5 protein-coding genes are annotated in these 21,375 nt (G+C 47.9%); 3 read left to right on the plus strand and 2 right to left on the minus strand.

The window, feature by feature from the left end:
- Positions 1-61 precede the first annotated feature (61 nt).
- Entirely contained in the window at positions 62-16,024 is a 15,963-nt protein-coding gene (locus tag ACPUEK_RS14165) for a Calx-beta domain-containing protein (RefSeq protein ID WP_425641137.1), read from the minus strand.
- Between the two features lie 207 nt (positions 16,025-16,231).
- Between ACPUEK_RS14165 and ACPUEK_RS14170 the strand changes: the two genes are divergently transcribed.
- The gene (locus ACPUEK_RS14170; RefSeq protein WP_425641138.1) at positions 16,232-17,716 is read left to right on the plus strand and encodes a SulP family inorganic anion transporter; all 1,485 of its coding nucleotides are present in this window, start codon (positions 16,232-16,234) and stop codon (positions 17,714-17,716) included.
- A 10-nt stretch (positions 17,717-17,726) separates the two neighbouring features.
- Positions 17,727-18,572 carry a universal stress protein gene (locus tag ACPUEK_RS14175; protein WP_425641139.1) on the plus strand — a complete coding sequence of 282 codons (846 nt, stop codon included), beginning with the start codon at positions 17,727-17,729 and terminating at the stop codon, positions 18,570-18,572.
- Here ACPUEK_RS14175 and ACPUEK_RS14180 read toward each other — a convergent pair.
- Positions 18,569-19,672, minus strand: coding sequence for a peptidase C39 family protein (locus ACPUEK_RS14180; RefSeq protein ID WP_067038822.1), 1,104 nt, complete (start codon positions 19,670-19,672; stop codon positions 18,569-18,571). The genes ACPUEK_RS14175 and ACPUEK_RS14180 overlap by 4 nt on opposite strands.
- A 178-nt stretch (positions 19,673-19,850) precedes the next feature.
- Between ACPUEK_RS14180 and ACPUEK_RS14185 the strand changes: the two genes are divergently transcribed.
- On the plus strand, positions 19,851-21,329 hold the full coding sequence (locus ACPUEK_RS14185; protein ID WP_067038644.1) for a RimK family protein: 1,479 nt from the start codon (positions 19,851-19,853) through the stop codon (positions 21,327-21,329).
- Positions 21,330-21,375 lie beyond the last annotated feature (46 nt).

Consider the following 21,375-nt stretch of genomic DNA (forward strand, 5'->3'; position numbering starts at 1 on the left):
AAAAGCCAGCTTGGGTTGCAAGCTGGCTTTTGAGTTTCAGTAAGTGATCCGTGTTTATAAATTAACCGTCAGTGTTAATTTTAAATTCCTGATCTTGGAAGATAACAGTGATTTCATTACCTCCTGACAAATCAGAGTCTGAACCAAATTCGACAGCTTGATGCAGTGCATTATTTCCATCCTTGATTGATAACATACCAGATCCGTCGTTGTTAACCTGCAAATCTAGCTTATCATTCAGCAACGCTTGCAGATCATCGCCACCATCCAAGTCTCCTAGTAAGTCAGATACATCTAATGCATCATCGTTAACATGAAAATCTTCAATGGTGTCTTTATCCTCTAATACAAAGAGATCACGGCCAGAGCCACCTGTCATATTGTCATTGCCCTGTCCACCGATTAGTACATCATTTCCGGACTCACCAAACAGCTGATCATCACCATCATTACCTAATAAGAAATCGTCTCCGCGACCGCCATATAAAGTATCTTGGCCTGTGCCACCATCTAAACGATCTGAGCTCGAATCATCAGAAAGATCAAACAGATGATCTTGTTCATCACCATATAGAGCATCATCACCGCTACCACCCTCGATCCAATCGCTACCTTGATCACCTTCAATAGTATCCTGCCCACCTAAACCTTGAATATGGTCTTCATTGCCAGTGAATACACCGCCAATGTCTAGGAAGCCACCAGCATTTACCTCATTATCCGAATCATCTAGCACTTTGTCATGATGATAATTGCGCGTTGAGAATGCTGCTAGATCTGATTCTAAGCTAATAGCTTGCTGCTCAAAATAGCTAGATTGAGTCGAACCGTCAGGACCAACAGAAACACTTAAAGGTAGCTTCAATGTTGTAATTGCAGCGTCACCGTCGGCATCTTTTGCCAATAAAGTAACATTAAGATGATCAAGATTTACACCGAATAAGCTTTGCTGATAGTTTGCAAGCTTCTCGTACTGTGTGAAGATTAGCTTACCATCCACAGATAAATCCAACTTAAATAGAGCTTCACCATTTGCACTCTCGCCAATTAACTGTTTGTCATTATCAAACAGTGAAACACTAATACCTGACGTTAAATTACGAAGGATATCGGTTATTTGTGTCGAAATATCAAGTGAAAGAACTGCTCCACCATAGCCATCTGCTCCGAAATCTCCTAGAGAAATTTCGGCTTCGGCTAAAATGTTTTCTTCATTGTGAACAGTAAGTGCGGTATCAATATCTAAATTCAACAGACTTGCCAATAGGCTACTAGGTGAATCATCTTCAACCACAACACTGGCATTTTGACTTGCAACCTCTTGACCATTACCGTTCAGCAACTTGATACCAAAGTCCAAATGCAAGTCATTCTCAGTTACATTAGTGAAATCTACTATCGACTCTAATAAGTTAAAAACTTGATTAGGCGCTTCATGATCAACGGCCTTAGAAAGAGAAACAGTGTAAGACGCCGTTCCATCTGTAGCGATATCACTCACTGAAATTCTAAGAACTTCAGTATTCCCCGAGTTAATCGTACCCAGAACATCACCATTAGTATCTTTCGTCCAAGATACTTGTTCACCACCAGATTTTAACTCAGTCTCCGGGAGCTCTAACGCTAATGATACTTGCGCTCCAGCAACAAAGCCAACCACAGCAAATGTATTGGTCACTTCCCGAACGCTTGAACGATCACGTGCTCCTGAATCATCTTGAATACCACCAGATAACGCCTCTTCAGTTACAACCGCTTCATCCGCATCTGTAAGATCAATACCCATAATCGGTGTCGATCCACCACCACTTTGAGCAGTGATATTCAAATTGATCGTAGAGGAATCTCCATCAGCATCTTCAACAGTCAAACCAATTGGAATCGAAGAACTCAAACCTTCCAAGCTTTGATACTGGAAGAATTCCCATTGCCCCGTTGCCGGTGTTAATTGAACTTCAAATATAGAGTCATCATTTTCATCCACAACAGATAATCGATTGCCATTGTTTAACACTTCAGCATCAGCATTGATACCGACAGTAGCTAGAACATTTTCGATACTGGTTTCGATGCCAGATGCAAAAGCGACAGAGCCAAATCCATCCGCTCCTATACCACTCAAAGTACCAGACGTTTCCGCAATTACTATAGCAGTTGACGCACCAGTGAAGGTGATTGAGCTGATGCTGTAATCACTGTTATCTTTGTACGCTCCGTTACCATTTGATGCAGACTCAAAAACAATTTGATCAAATCCACCTTCATTAATTGCCACAGTGGAATTGACCACACCAGAGGTTTGATCAGATCTGACTTCTTTAGAGGTAACAAACTCGCCATCACGATAGAAATCTAGTTTAGCGACCTCTAACTCCTTACCACCAAAAAACATCGAGAAGTTAATATCGGCACCATAAGCCACTCGTCCGTTATTTAAGGTAACAATAAGCTGCTCTGATTGCTCGCTACTATCCGTAACTCGATAATCAATTTCAGCATCAAAACGATCATTTTTACTGTTAACACCTACGCCGTTTGCATATTGATGAACTTTCGCAGCAGTCAAATCGTAAGAAGATTTATTGGCAAATCCTTGAGCAGTAAGCGTTACGGCACCTCCATTAAATGATAATGAATCTTGATCACCTTTTGAGCCAACAAAATTCACCGTCTCAGTAAACGCATTAGAATTATTGGTTAATGTGACTGCAGCATTTACATCTACTAGCGATGGCGAGTCATCTTCAATGCTAACGCTGATTTCTTCCTTAACAATCGTGGAGCCATCAGTCAAAACGATATTCAGGCCTAAAGACTTAACATCCTCACTACCTTTAACTTCGTGATCTAATGGCGCAGACAATTTCACATCGTAAGAAGCTGATCCGTTATTAAGCTCACTCAATGAAATACGAATAACTTCTGCATCACCCGCTTTACCAATAAGAACCTGATCAGTACTGCTATCCCAAGTAACATCGACTCCGCCCGATGTGAGAGATGGCGTTGAACCATCAAACTCAAGAGATAGCGTCGCAGATGGAGAAGCGCCTGAAACGGTAAAGACACCGCTATCAGTTAGCGAGTCCGTCGTATCCGGAGTGCCTGAAGTATCAGAGATGCCACCCAATAACCCTTCTTCGCTAACGGCAGCATTGGCATCATCCGAAGTGATCACAATAGAAGGTCCTTCAGAAACGTTATAAACCGTTACCTCTATTGTTTTTAACGCAGAGGCAAAATCGCCGTTAGATTTCTCCATAGCAGTGGCAGCAAACTTCAACTCAAATGTTGTATCTGCCTCAACTGATGGCATGTTAATGGTTAGATTCTCGAAGTTCCATCCAGTGACACTATACATGGCGTTTTCATCGGTAAACTCAACTGAATGTTCACCATCACTTAAAACTGCCCCAACTGGCGCCCCGCCAACAGAAACAGTATGGTTTTCCGAACCATCCACCGTATCAAAGAATGTCACGTTGAAAGGATCAAGTGCAATATTAGTGCCTTCATCGCCACTATTCATGCCTGTAACAAAACCTGACCCATTAGGGAAAACGGCATCAGAATCGGCCATTAATACCGCATCGGACGACGTATACACATCAAAGTTGGTGGAGTTTATTTGTAAAGCTGTACCACCGTCTTTCGACATATACACATCATAATTACCTGGACCATCTTCATTATGATGAGCAATCTCTAGGGCGTAGTATCCAGTGGTATTAATGGTTACAGAGCCATCAACTGTATTCTTGCCATGTCCACCATTCCATTGACCATCAGCAACAAGATCACCGCCTACCTTCACATAGAAACCGTCATCCACTTTGCCTGAGAAGCTGTATGTCGATCCTGCTTCTAGGTAAATATAACCAGTTATCGTCGTTAGGGTATCGTCTGCGATATCTGGGCCTTTTACGATCGCTTGAATTACCTCGGAACTGTCCGCATCAGATAAATCATAAGAAGTCACGAGATCACTAAGCTCAGAAGGATGTAATCCCTTACCGTTGTTGTAATCAGATGCAGTAACATCCTTCCATGTCGTTAAAACTAGACCTTCACTAGCTGAAAATACCGGGGTATCAGCCACAGCAACCACATCAACAGTAGCGATTGCAGTAGACTCAAGCCCATCCTCATCACGAATAGTGTAGTCAATTTCCACTTCACCACTAAAGTGCTCTGTCGGCGTCAGCTGAAGCTTACCATCAACGATGGAAACAGACCCCTTGCTAGGATCTACTACTTCTGCACTCACAATTGTTAGCGCATCCCCATCAGGATCGTTGTCATTACTTAAGACATCAACATTGATAATCGTATCTTCATAACCCGAGGCAGTATCATTATTTGCTACTGGTGCACTGTCGCCATTACTGATGGTGATAGTGATAGAGTTGGTTGAATTATCTCCATCGTTATCGATAACGGTGTATTCCATTTGTACATCTTTACTTTGACCAACAGCAATGGAGTCACCAAACTCTTTTGACGGCGTGAAGCTATAGCTACCATCCGCGTTAATTTTGAAGGTGCCATTATCATTACTGTAAGTATCGGCAACGATAATACCTGCACCATCTGCACCAAAATCACTACCAAGATCTATAGTACCAGTCAATTCAGAGTAAGTTTTCTCCGAGGCATTTGTGGACACTTTTGCGACAATATTAGCGGACTGAGATGCGTCTTCTTGTGTAATTAGAGTATTACTAATCCCGCCATCAGAGGTCTGGAAGCCTACTAGAGATACTTCATATTCGGTACCATTGACGATAATCGTTTGCGTTGTTGATCCTGTCAACTCTAAACGCATGCGATCAGCTGAATCCACCTGATCATTGTAGGTGTAATCACCATAAAGGTCGGCAGTCAACGTCACTGAATGAATTGAACCAGCAATATCTACATCAAAGGTATAACTAACTTCGCCCTCTGTAAAAGATTTATAACCTGAATCAATAGGGCTATTCACATGAGTGAACTCACCCAGAGAAATATAACTATCAATGTCGGCAGATAAAGATCCAGTTGTATCAACTAACTCTATTTGCGTTGGGTCATTATCATTGTCATCCCAAGAAATTTGATCAATCAGAGCATCGTTGTCATTATCGGATTCAGTAACTTTATCAAAACCAGATGAGTATTTAGAATCACTAAAACCACCCTCAATATTAGAAATAGATACCGAACTTACCGCACTATTCTCAAAAGCTAATATTAATTGATCAGTTTGATTTGTTAAGGATTCAGGTGAATCATCTTCAACAACAACAGTAACATCTGCACTGTCATTCAAATTACCATCGGTAACAGAGATGCCAAATGAGAAAGGTACGGTATCTTCTAGAGTCGTGTCGGGGTGATCAATTGGTGCTTTTAAGGTAACAGTATATGTTCCTTGATCACCAACAAGATCATTCAAGGTAATGCGAACGACTTCAGTACCATCAGCAATACCAACAACATCGTTACCATCTTCACCCCACTCAACTCTATTGTTGTTGGAAGTCATTACCGCATCAGGTAGCTCCAACGAAAGTACGACATTCTCAAGATTACTAGCACTTGTATTAACAGTGAACTGGCCTGTAAACACAGAGTTATCAGTAGTATCTAGACCGCTAGGCAACCCATCTGGATTACCTATACCAACCAACCCTTCTTCTGAAACATTGGCCTGAGCATTCGATAAATTAATGGTGAGTGTTGTATCGTTATCGTTAATAAGAGCAACACCAGTTTTGCCACCCACTTCTAAGGTAAAGTTTTCAGGGCTTTCAATCTCTGTGTCATCCGTTGTGTTCACGGTGACCGTGAAGCTGTCCACACCCGCTGGTACCGTAATGGTGTCATCCGCTGCGTTATACGTGATGTTCGCGTTACTGAACACCGCATTGCTTAGATCGATGTCGTAATCATCGCCATTCGCTGAGTCTGTGCCCGCACCCAACTTGATTGTGTAGGTTTGCGGCGTCGTAGTCGTGCTGCTTAGGTTCACCGTAAAGACGGCTTGATCGCCTTCGACAATCGCATCGCCATCTTGATTGACCGCAGGCGTAATAGAGTCCACACCCGAATCGTTGTCCGCAATCGCTGCCACGCCGGATTTGCCACCCACTGTTAGGGTGAAGTTTTCTTGATTCTCAACGTCCACATCGTCAGTCGTGGCAATCGTCACGGTAAAGTCAGAGACACCTTCAGGCACCACGAACTCATTCGCGGTCGCATCGTACGTCACACCATTCGAGAACGTCGCATCGGCCAGATCATCGTTGTAATCGTTGCCGTCCGCACTGTCCGAGTTCACGCCCACGTCAGCACTGTAACGGGTTTCGGCAGGCGTCGGCTTAGTCAACGTTACTTGGAAGACCGCGTTTTCACCTTCGGTGATCGCTGTGCCCGCTGGATCGGTAACAGGGACGACAGAGTCCACCGCCGCATCGTTGTCTGCGACCACCGCTGTGCCGGTTCTACCGCCGACCTCTAAGGTGAAGTTCTCTGAACTTTCAATCTCTGTGTCATCCGTTGTCGCAACGGTCACCGTGAAGCTGTCCACACCGGCAGGCACGGTAATCGTGCCATCGGCTGCGTTGTACGTAATGTTCGCGTTACTGAACACCGCATTACTTAGATCGATGTCGTAATCATCGCCATTCGCTGAGTCTGTGCCCGCCCCCAGCTTGATCGTGTAGGTTTGCGGCGTTGTGGTCGTGCTGCTCAGGTTCACCGTAAAGACGGCTTGATCCCCTTCGACAATCGCATCGCCATCTTGATTGACCGCAGGCGTAATAGAGTCCACACCCGAATCGTTGTCCGCAATCGCTGCCACGCCGGATTTGCCACCCACTGTTAGGGTGAAGTTTTCTTGATTCTCAACGTCCACATCGTCAGTCGTGGCAATCGTCACGGTAAAGTCAGAGACACCTTCAGGCACCACGAACTCATTCGCGGTCGCATCGTACGTCACACCATTCGAGAACGTCGCATCGGCCAGATCATCGTTGTAATCGTTGCCGTCCGCACTGTCCGAGTTCACGCCCACGTCAGCACTGTAACGGGTTTCGGCAGGCGTCGGCTTAGTCAACGTTACTTGGAAGACCGCGTTTTCACCTTCGGTGATCGCTGTGCCCGCTGGATCGGTAACAGGGACGACAGAGTCCACCGCCGCATCGTTGTCTGCGACCACCGCTGTGCCGGTTCTACCGCCGACCTCTAAGGTGAAGTTCTCTGAACTTTCAATCTCTGTGTCATCCGTTGTGTTCACGGTGACCGTGAAGCTGTCCACACCCGCTGGTACCGTAATGGTGTCATCCGCTGCGTTATACGTGATGTTCGCGTTACTGAACACCGCATTGCTTAGATCGATGTCGTAATCATCGCCATTCGCTGAGTCTGTGCCCGCACCCAACTTGATTGTGTAGGTTTGCGGCGTCGTAGTCGTGCTGCTTAGGTTCACCGTAAAGACGGCTTGATCGCCTTCGACAATCGCATCGCCGTCTTGATTGACCGCTGGCGTAATCGAGTCCACACCCGAATCGTTGTCCGCAATCGCTGCCACACCGGATTTGCCACCCACTGTTAGGGTGAAGTTTTCTTGATTCTCAACGTCCACATCGTCAGTCGTGGCAATCGTCACGGTAAAGTCAGAGACACCTTCAGGCACCACGAACTCATTCGCGGTCGCATCGTACGTCACACCATTCGAGAACGTCGCATCGGCCAGATCATCGTTGTAATCGTTGCCGTCCGCACTGTCCGAGTTCACGCCCACGTCAGCACTGTAACGGGTTTCGGCAGGCGTCGGCTTAGTCAACGTTACTTGGAAGACCGCGTTTTCACCTTCGGTGATCGCTGTGCCCGCTGGATCGGTAACAGGGACGACAGAGTCCACCGCCGCATCGTTGTCTGCGACCACCGCTGTGCCGGTTCTACCGCCGACCTCTAAGGTGAAGTTCTCTGAACTTTCAATCTCTGTGTCATCCGTTGTCGCAACGGTCACCGTGAAGCTGTCCACACCGGCAGGCACGGTAATCGTGCCATCGGCTGCGTTGTACGTAATGTTCGCGTTACTGAACACCGCATTACTTAGATCGATGTCGTAATCATCGCCATTCGCTGAGTCTGTGCCCGCCCCCAGCTTGATCGTGTAGGTTTGCGGCGTTGTGGTCGTGCTGCTCAGGTTCACCGTAAAGACGGCTTGATCCCCTTCGACAATCGCATCGCCATCTTGATTGACCGCAGGCGTAATAGAGTCCACACCCGAATCGTTGTCCTGAACGTTGGCAACACCGGTTTTACCGCTCACTTCTAAGGTGAAGTTTTCAGGGCTTTCGATTTCAGTGTCGTCCGTTGTGTTCACTGTGACCGTGAAGCTGCCCACACCCGCTGGTACCGTAATCGTGCCATCGGCTGCGTTGTACGTGATGTCTGGATTGCTGAACACGGCGGTGCTCAGGTCAACGTTGTAATCGTCGCTGCCTGCGGTATCGGTGTTCGCACCCAACTTAATCGTGTAGGTTTGCGGCGTCGTAGTCGTGCTGCTTAGGTTCACCGTAAAGACGGCTTGATCACCTTCGACAATCGCATCGCCGTTTTGATTGACCGCTGGCGTAATCGAGTCCACACCCGAGTCGTTGTCCGCAATCGCTGCCACGCCGGATTTGCCACCCACTGTTAGGGTGAAGTTTTCTTGATTCTCAACGTCCACATCGTCAGTCGTGGCAATCGTCACGGTAAAGTCAGAGACACCTTCAGGCACCACGAACTCATTCGCGGTCGCATCGTACGTCACACCATTCGAGAACGTCGCATCGGCCAGATCATCGTTGTAATCGTTGCCGTCCGCACTGTCCGAGTTCACGCCCACGTCAGCACTGTAACGGGTTTCGGCAGGCGTCGGCTTAGTCAACGTTACTTGGAAGACCGCGTTTTCACCTTCGGTGATCGCTGTGCCCGCTGGATCGGTAACAGGGACGACAGAGTCCACCGCCGCATCGTTGTCTGCGACCACCGCTGTGCCGGTTCTACCGCCGACCTCTAAGGTGAAGTTCTCTGAACTTTCAATCTCTGTGTCATCCGTTGTCGCAACGGTCACCGTGAAGCTGTCCACACCGGCAGGCACAGTAATCGTGCCATCGGCTGCGTTGTACGTAATGTTCGCGTTACTGAACACCGCATTACTTAGATCAATGTCGTAATCATCGCCATTCGCTGAGTCTGTGCCCGCACCCAACTTGATTGTGTAGGTTTGCGGCGTCGTAGTCGTGCTGCTTAGGTTCACCGTAAAGACGGCTTGATCGCCTTCGACAATCGCATCGCCGTCTTGATTGACCGCTGGCGTAATCGAGTCCACACCCGAATCGTTGTCCGCAATCGCTGCCACACCGGATTTGCCACCCACTGTTAGGGTGAAGTTTTCTTGATTCTCAACGTCCACATCGTCAGTCGTGGCAATCGTCACGGTAAAGTCAGAGACACCTTCAGGCACCACGAACTCATTCGCGGTCGCATCGTACGTCACACCATTCGAGAACGTCGCATCGGCCAGATCATCGTTGTAATCGTTGCCGTCCGCACTGTCCGAGTTCACGCCCACGTCAGCACTGTAACGGGTTTCGGCAGGCGTCGGCTTAGTCAACGTTACTTGGAAGACCGCGTTTTCACCTTCGGTGATCGCTGTGCCCGCTGGATCGGTAACAGGGACGACAGAGTCCACCGCCGCATCGTTGTCTGCGACCACCGCTGTGCCGGTTCTACCGCCGACCTCTAAGGTGAAGTTCTCTGAACTTTCAATCTCTGTGTCATCCGTTGTGTTCACGGTGACCGTGAAGCTGTCCACACCCGCTGGTACCGTAATGGTGTCATCCGCTGCGTTATACGTGATGTTCGCGTTACTGAACACCGCATTGCTTAGATCGATGTCGTAATCATCGCCATTCGCTGAGTCTGTGCCCGCACCCAACTTGATTGTGTAGGTTTGCGGCGTCGTAGTCGTGCTGCTTAGGTTCACCGTAAAGACGGCTTGATCGCCTTCGACAATCGCATCGCCGTCTTGATTGACCGCTGGCGTAATCGAGTCCACACCCGAATCGTTGTCCGCAATCGCTGCCACACCGGATTTGCCACCCACTGTTAGGGTGAAGTTTTCTTGATTCTCAACGTCCACATCGTCAGTCGTGGCAATCGTCACGGTAAAGTCAGAGACACCTTCAGGCACCACGAACTCATTCGCGGTCGCATCGTACGTCACACCATTCGAGAACGTCGCATCGGCCAGATCATCGTTGTAATCGTTGCCGTCCGCACTGTCCGAGTTCACGCCCACGTCAGCACTGTAACGGGTTTCGGCAGGCGTCGGCTTAGTCAACGTTACTTGGAAGACCGCGTTTTCACCTTCGGTGATCGCTGTGCCCGCTGGATCGGTAACAGGGACGACAGAGTCCACCGCCGCATCGTTGTCTGCGACCACCGCTGTGCCGGTTCTACCGCCGACCTCTAAGGTGAAGTTCTCTGAACTTTCAATCTCTGTGTCATCCGTTGTCGCAACGGTCACCGTGAAGCTGTCCACACCGGCAGGCACGGTAATCGTGCCATCGGCTGCGTTGTACGTAATGTTCGCGTTACTGAACACCGCATTACTTAGATCGATGTCGTAATCATCGCCATTCGCTGAGTCTGTGCCCGCCCCCAGCTTGATCGTGTAGGTTTGCGGCGTTGTGGTCGTGCTGCTCAGGTTCACCGTAAAGACGGCTTGATCCCCTTCGACAATCGCATCGCCATCTTGATTGACCGCAGGCGTAATAGAGTCCACACCCGAATCGTTGTCCGCAATCGCTGCCACGCCGGATTTGCCACCCACTGTTAGGGTGAAGTTTTCTTGATTCTCAACGTCCACATCGTCAGTCGTGGCAATCGTCACGGTAAAGTCAGAGACACCTTCAGGCACCACGAACTCATTCGCGGTCGCATCGTACGTCACACCATTCGAGAACGTCGCATCGGCCAGATCATCGTTGTAATCGTTGCCGTCCGCACTGTCCGAGTTCACGCCCACGTCAGCACTGTAACGGGTTTCGGCAGGCGTCGGCTTAGTCAACGTTACTTGGAAGACCGCGTTTTCACCTTCGGTGATCGCTGTGCCCGCTGGATCGGTAACAGGGACGACAGAGTCCACCGCCGCATCGTTGTCTGCGACCACCGCTGTGCCGGTTCTACCGCCGACCTCTAAGGTGAAGTTCTCTGAACTTTCAATCTCTGTGTCATCCGTTGTGTTCACGGTGACCGTGAAGCTGTCCACACCCGCTGGTACCGTAATGGTGTCATCCGCTGCGTTATACGTGATGTTCGCGTTACTGAACACCGCATTGCTTAGATCGATGTCGTAATCATCGCCATTCGCTGAGTCTGTGCCCGCACCCAACTTGATTGTGTAGGTTTGCGGCGTCGTAGTCGTGCTGCTTAGGTTCACCGTAAAGACGGCTTGATCGCCTTCGACAATCGCATCGCCATCTTGATTGACCGCAGGCGTAATAGAGTCCACACCCGAATCGTTGTCCGCAATCGCTGCCACGCCGGATTTGCCACCCACTGTTAGGGTGAAGTTTTCTTGATTCTCAACGTCCACATCGTCAGTCGTGGCAATCGTCACGGTAAAGTCAGAGACACCTTCAGGCACCACGAACTCATTCGCGGTCGCATCGTACGTCACACCATTCGAGAACGTCGCATCGGCCAGATCATCGTTGTAATCGTTGCCGTCCGCACTGTCCGAGTTCACGCCCACGTCAGCACTGTAACGGGTTTCGGCAGGCGTCGGCTTAGTCAACGTTACTTGGAAGACCGCGTTTTCACCTTCGGTGATCGCTGTGCCCGCTGGATCGGTAACAGGGACGACAGAGTCCACCGCCGCATCGTTGTCTGCGACCACCGCTGTGCCGGTTCTACCGCCGACCTCTAAGGTGAAGTTCTCTGAACTTTCAATCTCTGTGTCATCCGTTGTGTTCACGGTGACCGTGAAGCTGTCCACACCCGCTGGTACCGTAATGGTGTCATCCGCTGCGTTATACGTGATGTTCGCGTTACTGAACACCGCATTGCTTAGATCGATGTCGTAATCATCGCCATTCGCTGAGTCTGTGCCCGCACCCAACTTGATTGTGTAGGTTTGCGGCGTCGTAGTCGTGCTGCTTAGGTTCACCGTAAAGACGGCTTGATCGCCTTCGACAATCGCATCGCCGTCTTGATTGACCGCTGGCGTAATCGAGTCCACACCCGAATCGTTGTCCGCAATCGCTGCCACACCGGATTTGCCACCCACTGTTAGGGTGAAGTTTTCTTGATTCTCAACGTCCACATCGTCAGTCGTGGCAATCGTCACGGTAAAGTCAGAGACACCTTCAGGCACCACGAACTCATTCGCGGTCGCATCGTACGTCACACCATTCGAGAACGTCGCATCGGCCAGATCATCGTTGTAATCGTTGCCGTCCGCACTGTCCGAGTTCACGCCCACGTCAGCACTGTAACGGGTTTCGGCAGGCGTCGGCTTAGTCAACGTTACTTGGAAGACCGCGTTTTCACCTTCGGTGATCGCTGTGCCCGCTGGATCGGTAACAGGGACGACAGAGTCCACCGCCGCATCGTTGTCTGCGACCACCGCTGTGCCGGTTCTACCGCCGACCTCTAAGGTGAAGTTCTCTGAACTTTCAATCTCTGTGTCATCCGTTGTGTTCACGGTGACCGTGAAGCTGTCCACACCCGCTGGTACCGTAATGGTGTCATCCGCTGCGTTATACGTGATGTTCGCGTTACTGAACACCGCATTGCTTAGATCGATGTCGTAATCATCGCCATTCGCTGAGTCTGTGCCCGCACCCAACTTGATTGTGTAGGTTTGCGGCGTCGTAGTCGTGCTGCTTAGGTTCACCGTAAAGACGGCTTGATCGCCTTCGACAATCGCATCGCCGTCTTGATTGACCGCTGGCGTAATCGAGTCCACACCCGAATCGTTGTCCGCAATCGCTGCCACACCGGATTTGCCACCCACTGTTAGGGTGAAGTTTTCTTGATTCTCAACGTCCACATCGTCAGTCGTGGCAATCGTCACGGTAAAGTCAGAGACACCTTCAGGCACCACGAACTCATTCGCGGTCGCATCGTACGTCACATTATTCGAGAACGTCGCATCGGCCAGATCTGTGCTGTAGTCATTGCCATCTGCACTGTCCGAGTTCGCGCCCAAGTCGGCGCTGTAACGAGTTTCGCCAGGGGTTGGCTTAGTCAACGTTACTTGGAAGACCGCGTTTTCACCTTCGGTGATCGCTGTGCCCGCTGGATCGGTAACAGGGACGACAGAGTCTACCGCCGCATCGTTGTCTGCGACCACCGCTGTGCCGGTTCTACCACCCACTTCTAAGGTGAAGTTTTCAGGGCTTTCAATCTCTGTGTCATCCGTTGTCGCAACGGTCACCGTGAAGCTGTCCACACCGGCAGGCACGGTAATCGTGCCATCGGCTGCGTTGTACGTAATGTTCGCGTTACTGAACACCGCATTACTTAGATCGATGTCGTAATCATCGCCATTCGCTGAGTCTGTGCCAGCCCCCAACTTGATCGTGTAGGTTTGCGGCGTTGTGGTCGTGCTGCTCAGGTTCACCGTAAAGACGGCTTGTTCCCCTTCGACAATCGCATCGCCATCTTGATTGACCGCAGGCGTAATAGAGTCCACACCCGAATCGTTGTCCGCAATCGCTGCCACACCAGATTTGCCACCCACTGTTAGGGTGAAGTTTTCTTGATTCTCAACGTCCACATCGTCAGTCGTGGCAATCGTCACGGTAAAGTCAGAGACACCTTCAGGCACCACAAACTCATTCGTGCTCGCATCGTACGTCACATTATTCGAGAACGTCGCATCCGCCAGATCATCGTTGTAATCGTTGCCATCCGCACTGTCCGAGTTCGCGCCCAAGTCGGCGCTGTAACGAGTTTCGCCAGGGGTTGGCTTAGTCAACGTCACTTGGAAGACCGCGTTTTCACCTTCGGTGATCGCTGTGCCCGCTGGATCGGTAACAGGGACGACAGAGTCCACCGCCGCATCGTTGTCTGCGACCACCGCTGTGCCGGTTCTACCGCCGACCTCTAAGGTGAAGTTCTCTGAACTTTCAATCTCTGTGTCATCCGTTGTCGCAACGGTCACCGTGAAGCTGTCCACACCGGCAGGCACGGTAATCGTGCCATCGGCTGCGTTGTACGTAATGTTCGCGTTACTGAACACCGCATTACTTAGATCGATGTCGTAATCATCGCCATTCGCTGAGTCTGTGCCCGCCCCCAACTTGATCGTGTAGGTTTGCGGCGTTGTGGTCGTGCTGCTCAGGTTCACCGTAAAGACGGCTTGATCGCCTTCGACAATCGCATCACCGTTTTGATTAACGGCAGGGGTAATGGAGTCCACACCCGAATCGTTGTCTTGGACAACAGCAATTCCAGTTTTACCGCCAACAACAAGTGTAAAGCTCTCTACCGTTTCGATCTCAGTATCATCATTAGTGCTAACAATTACGTTAAAGCTATTTGTACCAGTAGGAACTGTAATTGTGCCGTCAGCCGCATTAAAAATAATATTCGGATCACTGAAAACTGCATTATTCAGATCTACATCATAGTCATTACTGCCTGCTGTATCATCATTATCACCTAATGAGATGCTGTAGGTTTGAGCCTCAGTTGTCGTACCACTTAACGTCACAGTAAAGACAGCTTGCTCTCCTTCAACTATGACATCACCACTTTGATTAAGCGCAGGATCAACTGAATCCACAATTATTGGTCTAATAACAAAAGGGGTTTCTCCATCAGTGGATGTTAGACCAGATGAATCAGTAGCTGTTAGAATGACGGCTGGTAAGTCTACCCCAGCTTCAATTGCATCAACACCTGCCTGGGTCAAAGCAATATTTTCGCCATCAAATGTGTAGTAACCATCATCGTTACTACCTGAAGTAAATGAGATATCACCACCCTGTACTGTTAGAACGCCATCTTCAGCATCCGAAGCTGTAAATGTAGCTACCACCGTTCCAATTTCTACTGTTTCAGAATCAATATCCTTTTCTGCAGCCACGTCAATTTGAGGCGCTTGATTTGGCTCGGGCTGAGGTTGTGGTTCAGGTTGTGGTTCAGGTTGTGGTTCAGGTTGTGGTTCTGGCTGCGGCTCAGGTTGTGGTTCTGGCTGCGGCTCAGGTTGTGGTTCTGGCTGAGGCTCAGGTTGTGGTTCTGGCTGAGGCTCAGGTTGTGGTTCTGGCTGAGGCTCAGGTTGTGGTTCTGGCTGAGGCTCAGGTTGTGGTTCTGGCTGAGGCTCAGGTTGTGGTTCTGGCTGAGGCTCAGGTTGTGGTTCTGGCTGAGGCTCAGGTTGTGGTTCTGGCTGAGGCTCAGGTTGTGGTTCTGGCTGCGGCTCAGGTTGTGGCTCCGCTGCTAAAGGTACGGGATTCTCTTCATTAGTATTCGTAGCGTTATTATTGCTCGAGTTTAAAGACTGAGTATCGAAACCATATGTTGGCGTAGCTTCTTCATTATTACGCTCTACATCAACGGTTACACCCCCTGGTGTATCATCAGCAGGGGCCTCACCTGCGGCCGGCGCTTCTTGGACTTGTGTAGGGTCTTGTCCTTCTAAGATAGCTTGTTGAAGTGCTGCGATATCCGTACCACCGTCAGCCAAGAAGTCCTCTACGAATTCATTTTCTTGTGGTGTCTGGGCTAATCCATAAACTTCACTGTTAATCTCAACTGCTGATGCATCGGCAACATATATCTCAGTACCGTCAACAAAGTTGATCGTAGCGCTACCATCCGCCACTGCGACAACCGTTTCACCTTGAAACACTGGATCTCCAATTTTCAGGGCACGTTCTTGCCCATCTAAAGATAGGGCACGAACAGTACCTTCCAGCTGCGTTACAAACCCAACTGGTTCACCCAGTGATGCAATAGATTGATTGTCGCTCATAATAATTCCCTACATAAATTTATACTTATTCCTAAACTAGTCGCTTAACGCAAAGGGATCTATTGTACCAAGGTACAATCAGAGTCACTCAGGTCAAATTGCGTTCATAATTATGACTCTTTATAATGCGACACTTCATTTGCAGCTCGTGACATGCAAGATGTCTAGCTTATCCGCTGCGCTATCTCAGATAATTAAAGGGTGTCCATGACTGATACATTAAAAAGAGAGTGGTTTTCGAACATACGTGGTGACGTACTATCGGGAACTGTGGTGGCGTTAGCGCTTATTCCTGAGGCCATTGCCTTTTCCATTATTGCGGGGGTAGATCCTAAAGTAGGTCTTTATGCCTCATTCTGTATTGCTGTAATTATCGCTTTTCTTGGTGGTCGACCAGGAATGATTTCTGCTGCCACAGGCGCCATGGCACTGTTAATGGTGACGCTGGTAAAAGAACATGGCTTGGAATACTTATTAGCTGCCAGCTTACTCTGTGGTGTATTTCAAATAATTGCTGGATATTTAAAGCTCGGCACATTAATGCGTTTTGTCTCGAGATCGGTCGTTACCGGATTCGTAAATGCACTCGCTATTTTAATTTTCATGGCCCAGTTGCCTGAGTTGACCAATGTAACGTGGCATGTCTACGCCATGACGGCGGCAGGTCTAGGTATCATTTATCTTTTCCCTTACATCCCGGTGATAGGTAAATCTCTACCTAGCCCGCTGGTATGTATTGTCGCATTGACGGCTTTTGCTATGTTGGTTGGCTTAGATATTCGTACTGTTGGCGATATGGGTGATTTGCCGGATTCTCTACCGATTTTTTTGTTACCAGATGTACCGCTTAATTTTGAAACATTGATGATTATCTTGCCTTACTCTTTAGGCTTAGCTGTTGTGGGTCTTCTTGAATCTATGATGACGGCGACGATTGTGGATGAATTAACAGACACTACTAGTGATCGTAACCGTGAGTGTAAAGGTCAAGGGATCGCAAACATTGGTTCAAGCTTACTGGGCGGCATGGCAGGCTGTGCCATGATCGGCCAATCTGTTATCAATATTAAATCTGGTGGTCGTGGTCGACTTTCAACGCTCTTTGCTGGTGTATTGTTGCTGATCATGGTGGTTTTCTTAGACGACTTAATTGGTCAAATCCCAATGGCTGCTTTGGTAGCGGTCATGATCATGGTATCCATCGGCACTTTCTCTTGGGATTCTATTGTTAACTTGAAACATCATCCGATGTCGACCAATGTCGTGATGCTGGCGACGGTTGCTATTGTGGTGGCGACTCACAACCTTGCTCTGGGTGTTTTTGCAGGTGTGTTACTGGCTTCATTATTCTTTGCCAACAAAATTGGTCGCTTTATGGTGGTCAAGAGTGAAAACGTTGACCAAGGCACCACATACAAAGTGGTTGGTCAGGTATTCTTTGCTTCTTCTGAAAAATTCAACGATGCGTTTGATTTTAAAGAAGCGGTTAGCCACGTTACTATTGATTTATCTCAAGCTCACTTTTGGGATATCACTGCAGTGTCTGCGCTCGACAAAGTAGTTATAAAATTCCGACGCGAAGGTGCAACCGTTGATGTCATTGGAATGAATGAAGCCACTGAGACAGTGGTCGACAAATTCGGCGTACACAACAAACCTGAAGAAGCTGAGAAGCTTTTAAACGGTCATTAAGGAGGCAAGGATGAAAAACGTAATTGCATGTATCGATGGTTCACCATTAACTCAGCAAGTCATCGAAGCGTCCGCTTGGGCATCCACTAAACTGGAAACACAGTTGGTGCTTCTTCATGCGCTAGAAAAACAAAAGTCTAGTGAGCATGACTTATCTGGAACAATTGGTTTCGGTAGCCGTGAGCATCTCCTTAGTGAGCTAACTGAGCTTGATGAACAACGTGCTAAAGTCGCCCTAGAGCACGGTAAAGTATTATTAGAGTACGCCGAAGCTTACCTTGATGGACGTGCTATCAACCTGACTAAACTGCAGCGCCACGGCAACTTTGTGGAAACCTTAGAAGACCTTGAACAAGACGCGTTGCTTTATATCGTGGGCAAACAAGGTACTGAGCATACGTCCAAATCTGTAATTGGCTCTAATCTTGAAAATGCGGCACGTTCATTGTCTCAACCCATCATGGTTGTATCCAATGAATTTAAAGCACCACAAAACTTCATGGTCGCTTACGATGGTCGCGAAACGGCAATTGCAGCGCTTGAACGGATTGCACATAGCCCTCTATTGAAAGACATTCCTTGCCATCTAGTGATGGTAAAACGGGATGTTGCCGATCAAGAAGACGCACTTGAAAAAGCGCGTCATAAGCTTTCTGAGTTAGGCTTTAAGGTAGAGTCTCATTTTATTGAAGGCGACAGCATTCAAGGTGCATTGCACGAATACCAACAAAAAAATCAAATCGACTTAATTGCTATGGGCGCCTACGCCCACTCTAAAGTCCGTCAATTCTTTGTTGGCAGCAATACCACTAAGATGCTGACCGATAGCCAAGTACCAGTCTTAATTCTACGTTAAGCCTTAGACACAACAACGGCCGCTCGCAACTGCGAGCGGCCAAATTTACTCATTTTCTCGAAGTCAGACTTCAATACCGGCACGTACTGACATTCCACAAGCGCAATACCTTCCTCAAAATCCGGATCATGCACATAAATATGCTGCTCATCGTAGCCTGTCACGACCACCCAATGAGGCGTCTTTTTACCGTCTAATCTGTAGGTACTGATTAGAATAATAACCCAGTGACCTTTATCAACAGCATTAATCAAGTCTTGGATCGCTAATGGCTCATTGTGAACAATGACGCCTTCTGCCGCGCTTTCTTTTAGAAACTTCGTATGGCAAGCCATCAGAACCGTTTTTTTCTGCTCATCACGCACACCATCAATGAACAAGGGTTGATCATCACTCAGCCACACCTCAGCCTCTAACCCTCGTCGCTTAGCTGCCAGAGCCAATCCTGTTGGATGACACCCCCCATGTCCGCTGGTCATGTAAATCGTCGTAGCTTCTCGCCAAATATCTAATTCATGTTCAAAGCTCGCATCCGCTTGTTCTTCTGCGGCCGCTATCACCATCAATAATGAAGCAGGTCCACAGGTAAATGGCGTACGCTGTCCAACATAAGGTATTTTCAATAACTTACTTTTATCGTCAAATGCTCGAATACGTTTCTGCATTCGCAACGCATTACTGGCGTCTTCATAGTAATGTTCATAACTACCAAATGATCGGTAACCCGCTTTTCGATAGAGCGCTATCGCCCCATCATTACGCTCGCTTACTTCTAGGCGCAGCGAAATACAGCCACTTTTCGCCGCATGTAATTCCGCATTCTGTAATAACTGTGAGCCTATTCCCTTTCCTCTTGCTTCGTTAGCGACGGCCAATGAGTACAAACGAGCATGAGCCCGGCCTTTAAACAAATGCACCAAAGCATACCCAAGCAGAGTCTCGTCTAAATAGGACAAAAGCATCACAGAGGATTCCGATTTAATGCCATGACGTAAACTACGCCGACTCATTCGATCCCCTTGGAAAGCCTGTTTTTCAAGGGTTTCTAATGCGTCTAAATCGGACAATTGAGCTAAGCGAATAACGATACCGGATGTCATGAACAGGCCCTCTGAGCCCAAGAAAAAATCGTTATATTCGAGTCGCGCATTTTGTACAAGGAAATCCATCTAACAACACAAAATTTGCTTAAAGTTTGAACAATTCACATCTATGCTGTAAATAGAAAAGAGCGCATCATGCGCTCTTCACTGTTTGCCTTTAGAAGGAATTTTCTGCATGGCACAAACTTATATCGTCGTAGATCAATTGAAAGACTGGTCCGCTTTTCTTGCCAGCGATCACGTGATTACTTTCCCACAATATTTGTCTCTTACGACGAAGGTAAATGATCGAACACGCATCATTAACCTATGTAAAAGCAGTCGTTATTTATCGGATGGCTACTACTGTTCTTTGCTTGCAGAAAGTCGCGGTCATAATGTGATGCCTTCGGTTAGAACCTTAAACGATTTAAATAAAAAGGCACTTTACGATATTGAATTATCGCAGTGGTTACCGACCATTGCCGAAAAGCTCGGTATTCCGGCAGAGCCTACTACCATCAAAGGGCATGCTGTTTTTGGTAATACACTGCAACCTGAACTAAAAGATTTCGCTCGAAAGCTGTTTGAAAAATTCCCATGTCCAGTAATTGAGTTTTCACTGGTTTATAAAAAGCAATGGCAGGTTAAATCACTAAAGGTCACATCGCATAAATCGTTAAATGATGAAGAAGAAACGTTATTTGCCGAAGCATTAGACGCCTTTAGCAGCAAAGTATGGAACAAGGCACGTAAAAATCGTAGCACGAAATTTGACTTGGCTATGCTGGTCAACCCTGATGAAGCCATGCCCCCTAGCGACAAGCAAGCACTGAAAAAGTTTGTTCAAGCGGGTAAGCAACTTGGTATTCAGGTCGATATCATTGGTCCTAAAGATATTGTTCGACTACCTGAGTACGATGGCTTATTCATTCGTGAAACGACCAACATAGATCACCATACTTATCAGTTTGCCAAAAAAGCAGAAGCAAATGGTTTGGTTGTTATGGACGACCCGCAGTCTATTATGCGATGTACAAACAAGGTGTATTTGGCGGATTTATTCAATACTCATAAAGTCCCTTGTCCAAAAACACGCATTATTCATAAGGGTGAAAGCAATTTAGAAGACTCTTTGGAGCAGCACATCAGCTATCCAATGGTAGTTAAGATTCCAGATGGGGCGTTTTCTAAAGGGGTATTAAAAGCTCAAAACCGTGATGAACTGTCTCAATGTCTCGATGAACTGTTCAAAAAATCAAGTTTGTTGTTGGTACAAGAATACCTTTACACCGAATTTGATTGGCGTATTGGTGTTTTAAATAACAAACCCATTTTCGCATGTCGTTACTATATGGTGAAAAACCACTGGCAGATTTATCAGCACGGCGAGTCAAAAAGTGAGAGCGGTGCCTTCGACACCTTACCGACTTTTGAAGTACCAAGGCGTGTACTTCAAGCAGCTATTGCCGCCACTAAACCAATTGGCAACGGTCTTTATGGCGTGGATGTAAAAGAACTAAAAGGTCGTGGTTACGTAATCGAAGTAAATGATAATCCAAGCATCGATCGCGGCGTTGAAGACAAATACTTAGGGGATGAACTGTACATGCAGATCATGTCTGAGTTCTTACGTCGAATGCAACAGAAGACTCAAGGCCAGTCTGACTTTTAGCGGACAGAGCAAGGTGACCGGTTCTCCGGCTCACCTTGCTCCTCCT

The organism is Marinomonas gallaica, assembly GCF_049821165.1.
GTDB classification, from domain to species: Bacteria; Pseudomonadota; Gammaproteobacteria; order Pseudomonadales; family Marinomonadaceae; genus Marinomonas; species Marinomonas gallaica.

Coding starts and splice junctions, on each gene's coding strand:
- ACPUEK_RS14165 (WP_425641137.1), bottom strand. CDS start 16,024: ATGAGCGACAATCAATCTATTGCATCACTGGGTGAACCAGTTGGGTTT.
- ACPUEK_RS14170 (WP_425641138.1), top strand. CDS start 16,232: ATGACTGATACATTAAAAAGAGAGTGGTTTTCGAACATACGTGGTGAC.
- ACPUEK_RS14175 (WP_425641139.1), top strand. CDS start 17,727: ATGAAAAACGTAATTGCATGTATCGATGGTTCACCATTAACTCAGCAA.
- ACPUEK_RS14180 (WP_067038822.1), bottom strand. CDS start 19,672: ATGACATCCGGTATCGTTATTCGCTTAGCTCAATTGTCCGATTTAGAC.
- ACPUEK_RS14185 (WP_067038644.1), top strand. CDS start 19,851: ATGGCACAAACTTATATCGTCGTAGATCAATTGAAAGACTGGTCCGCT.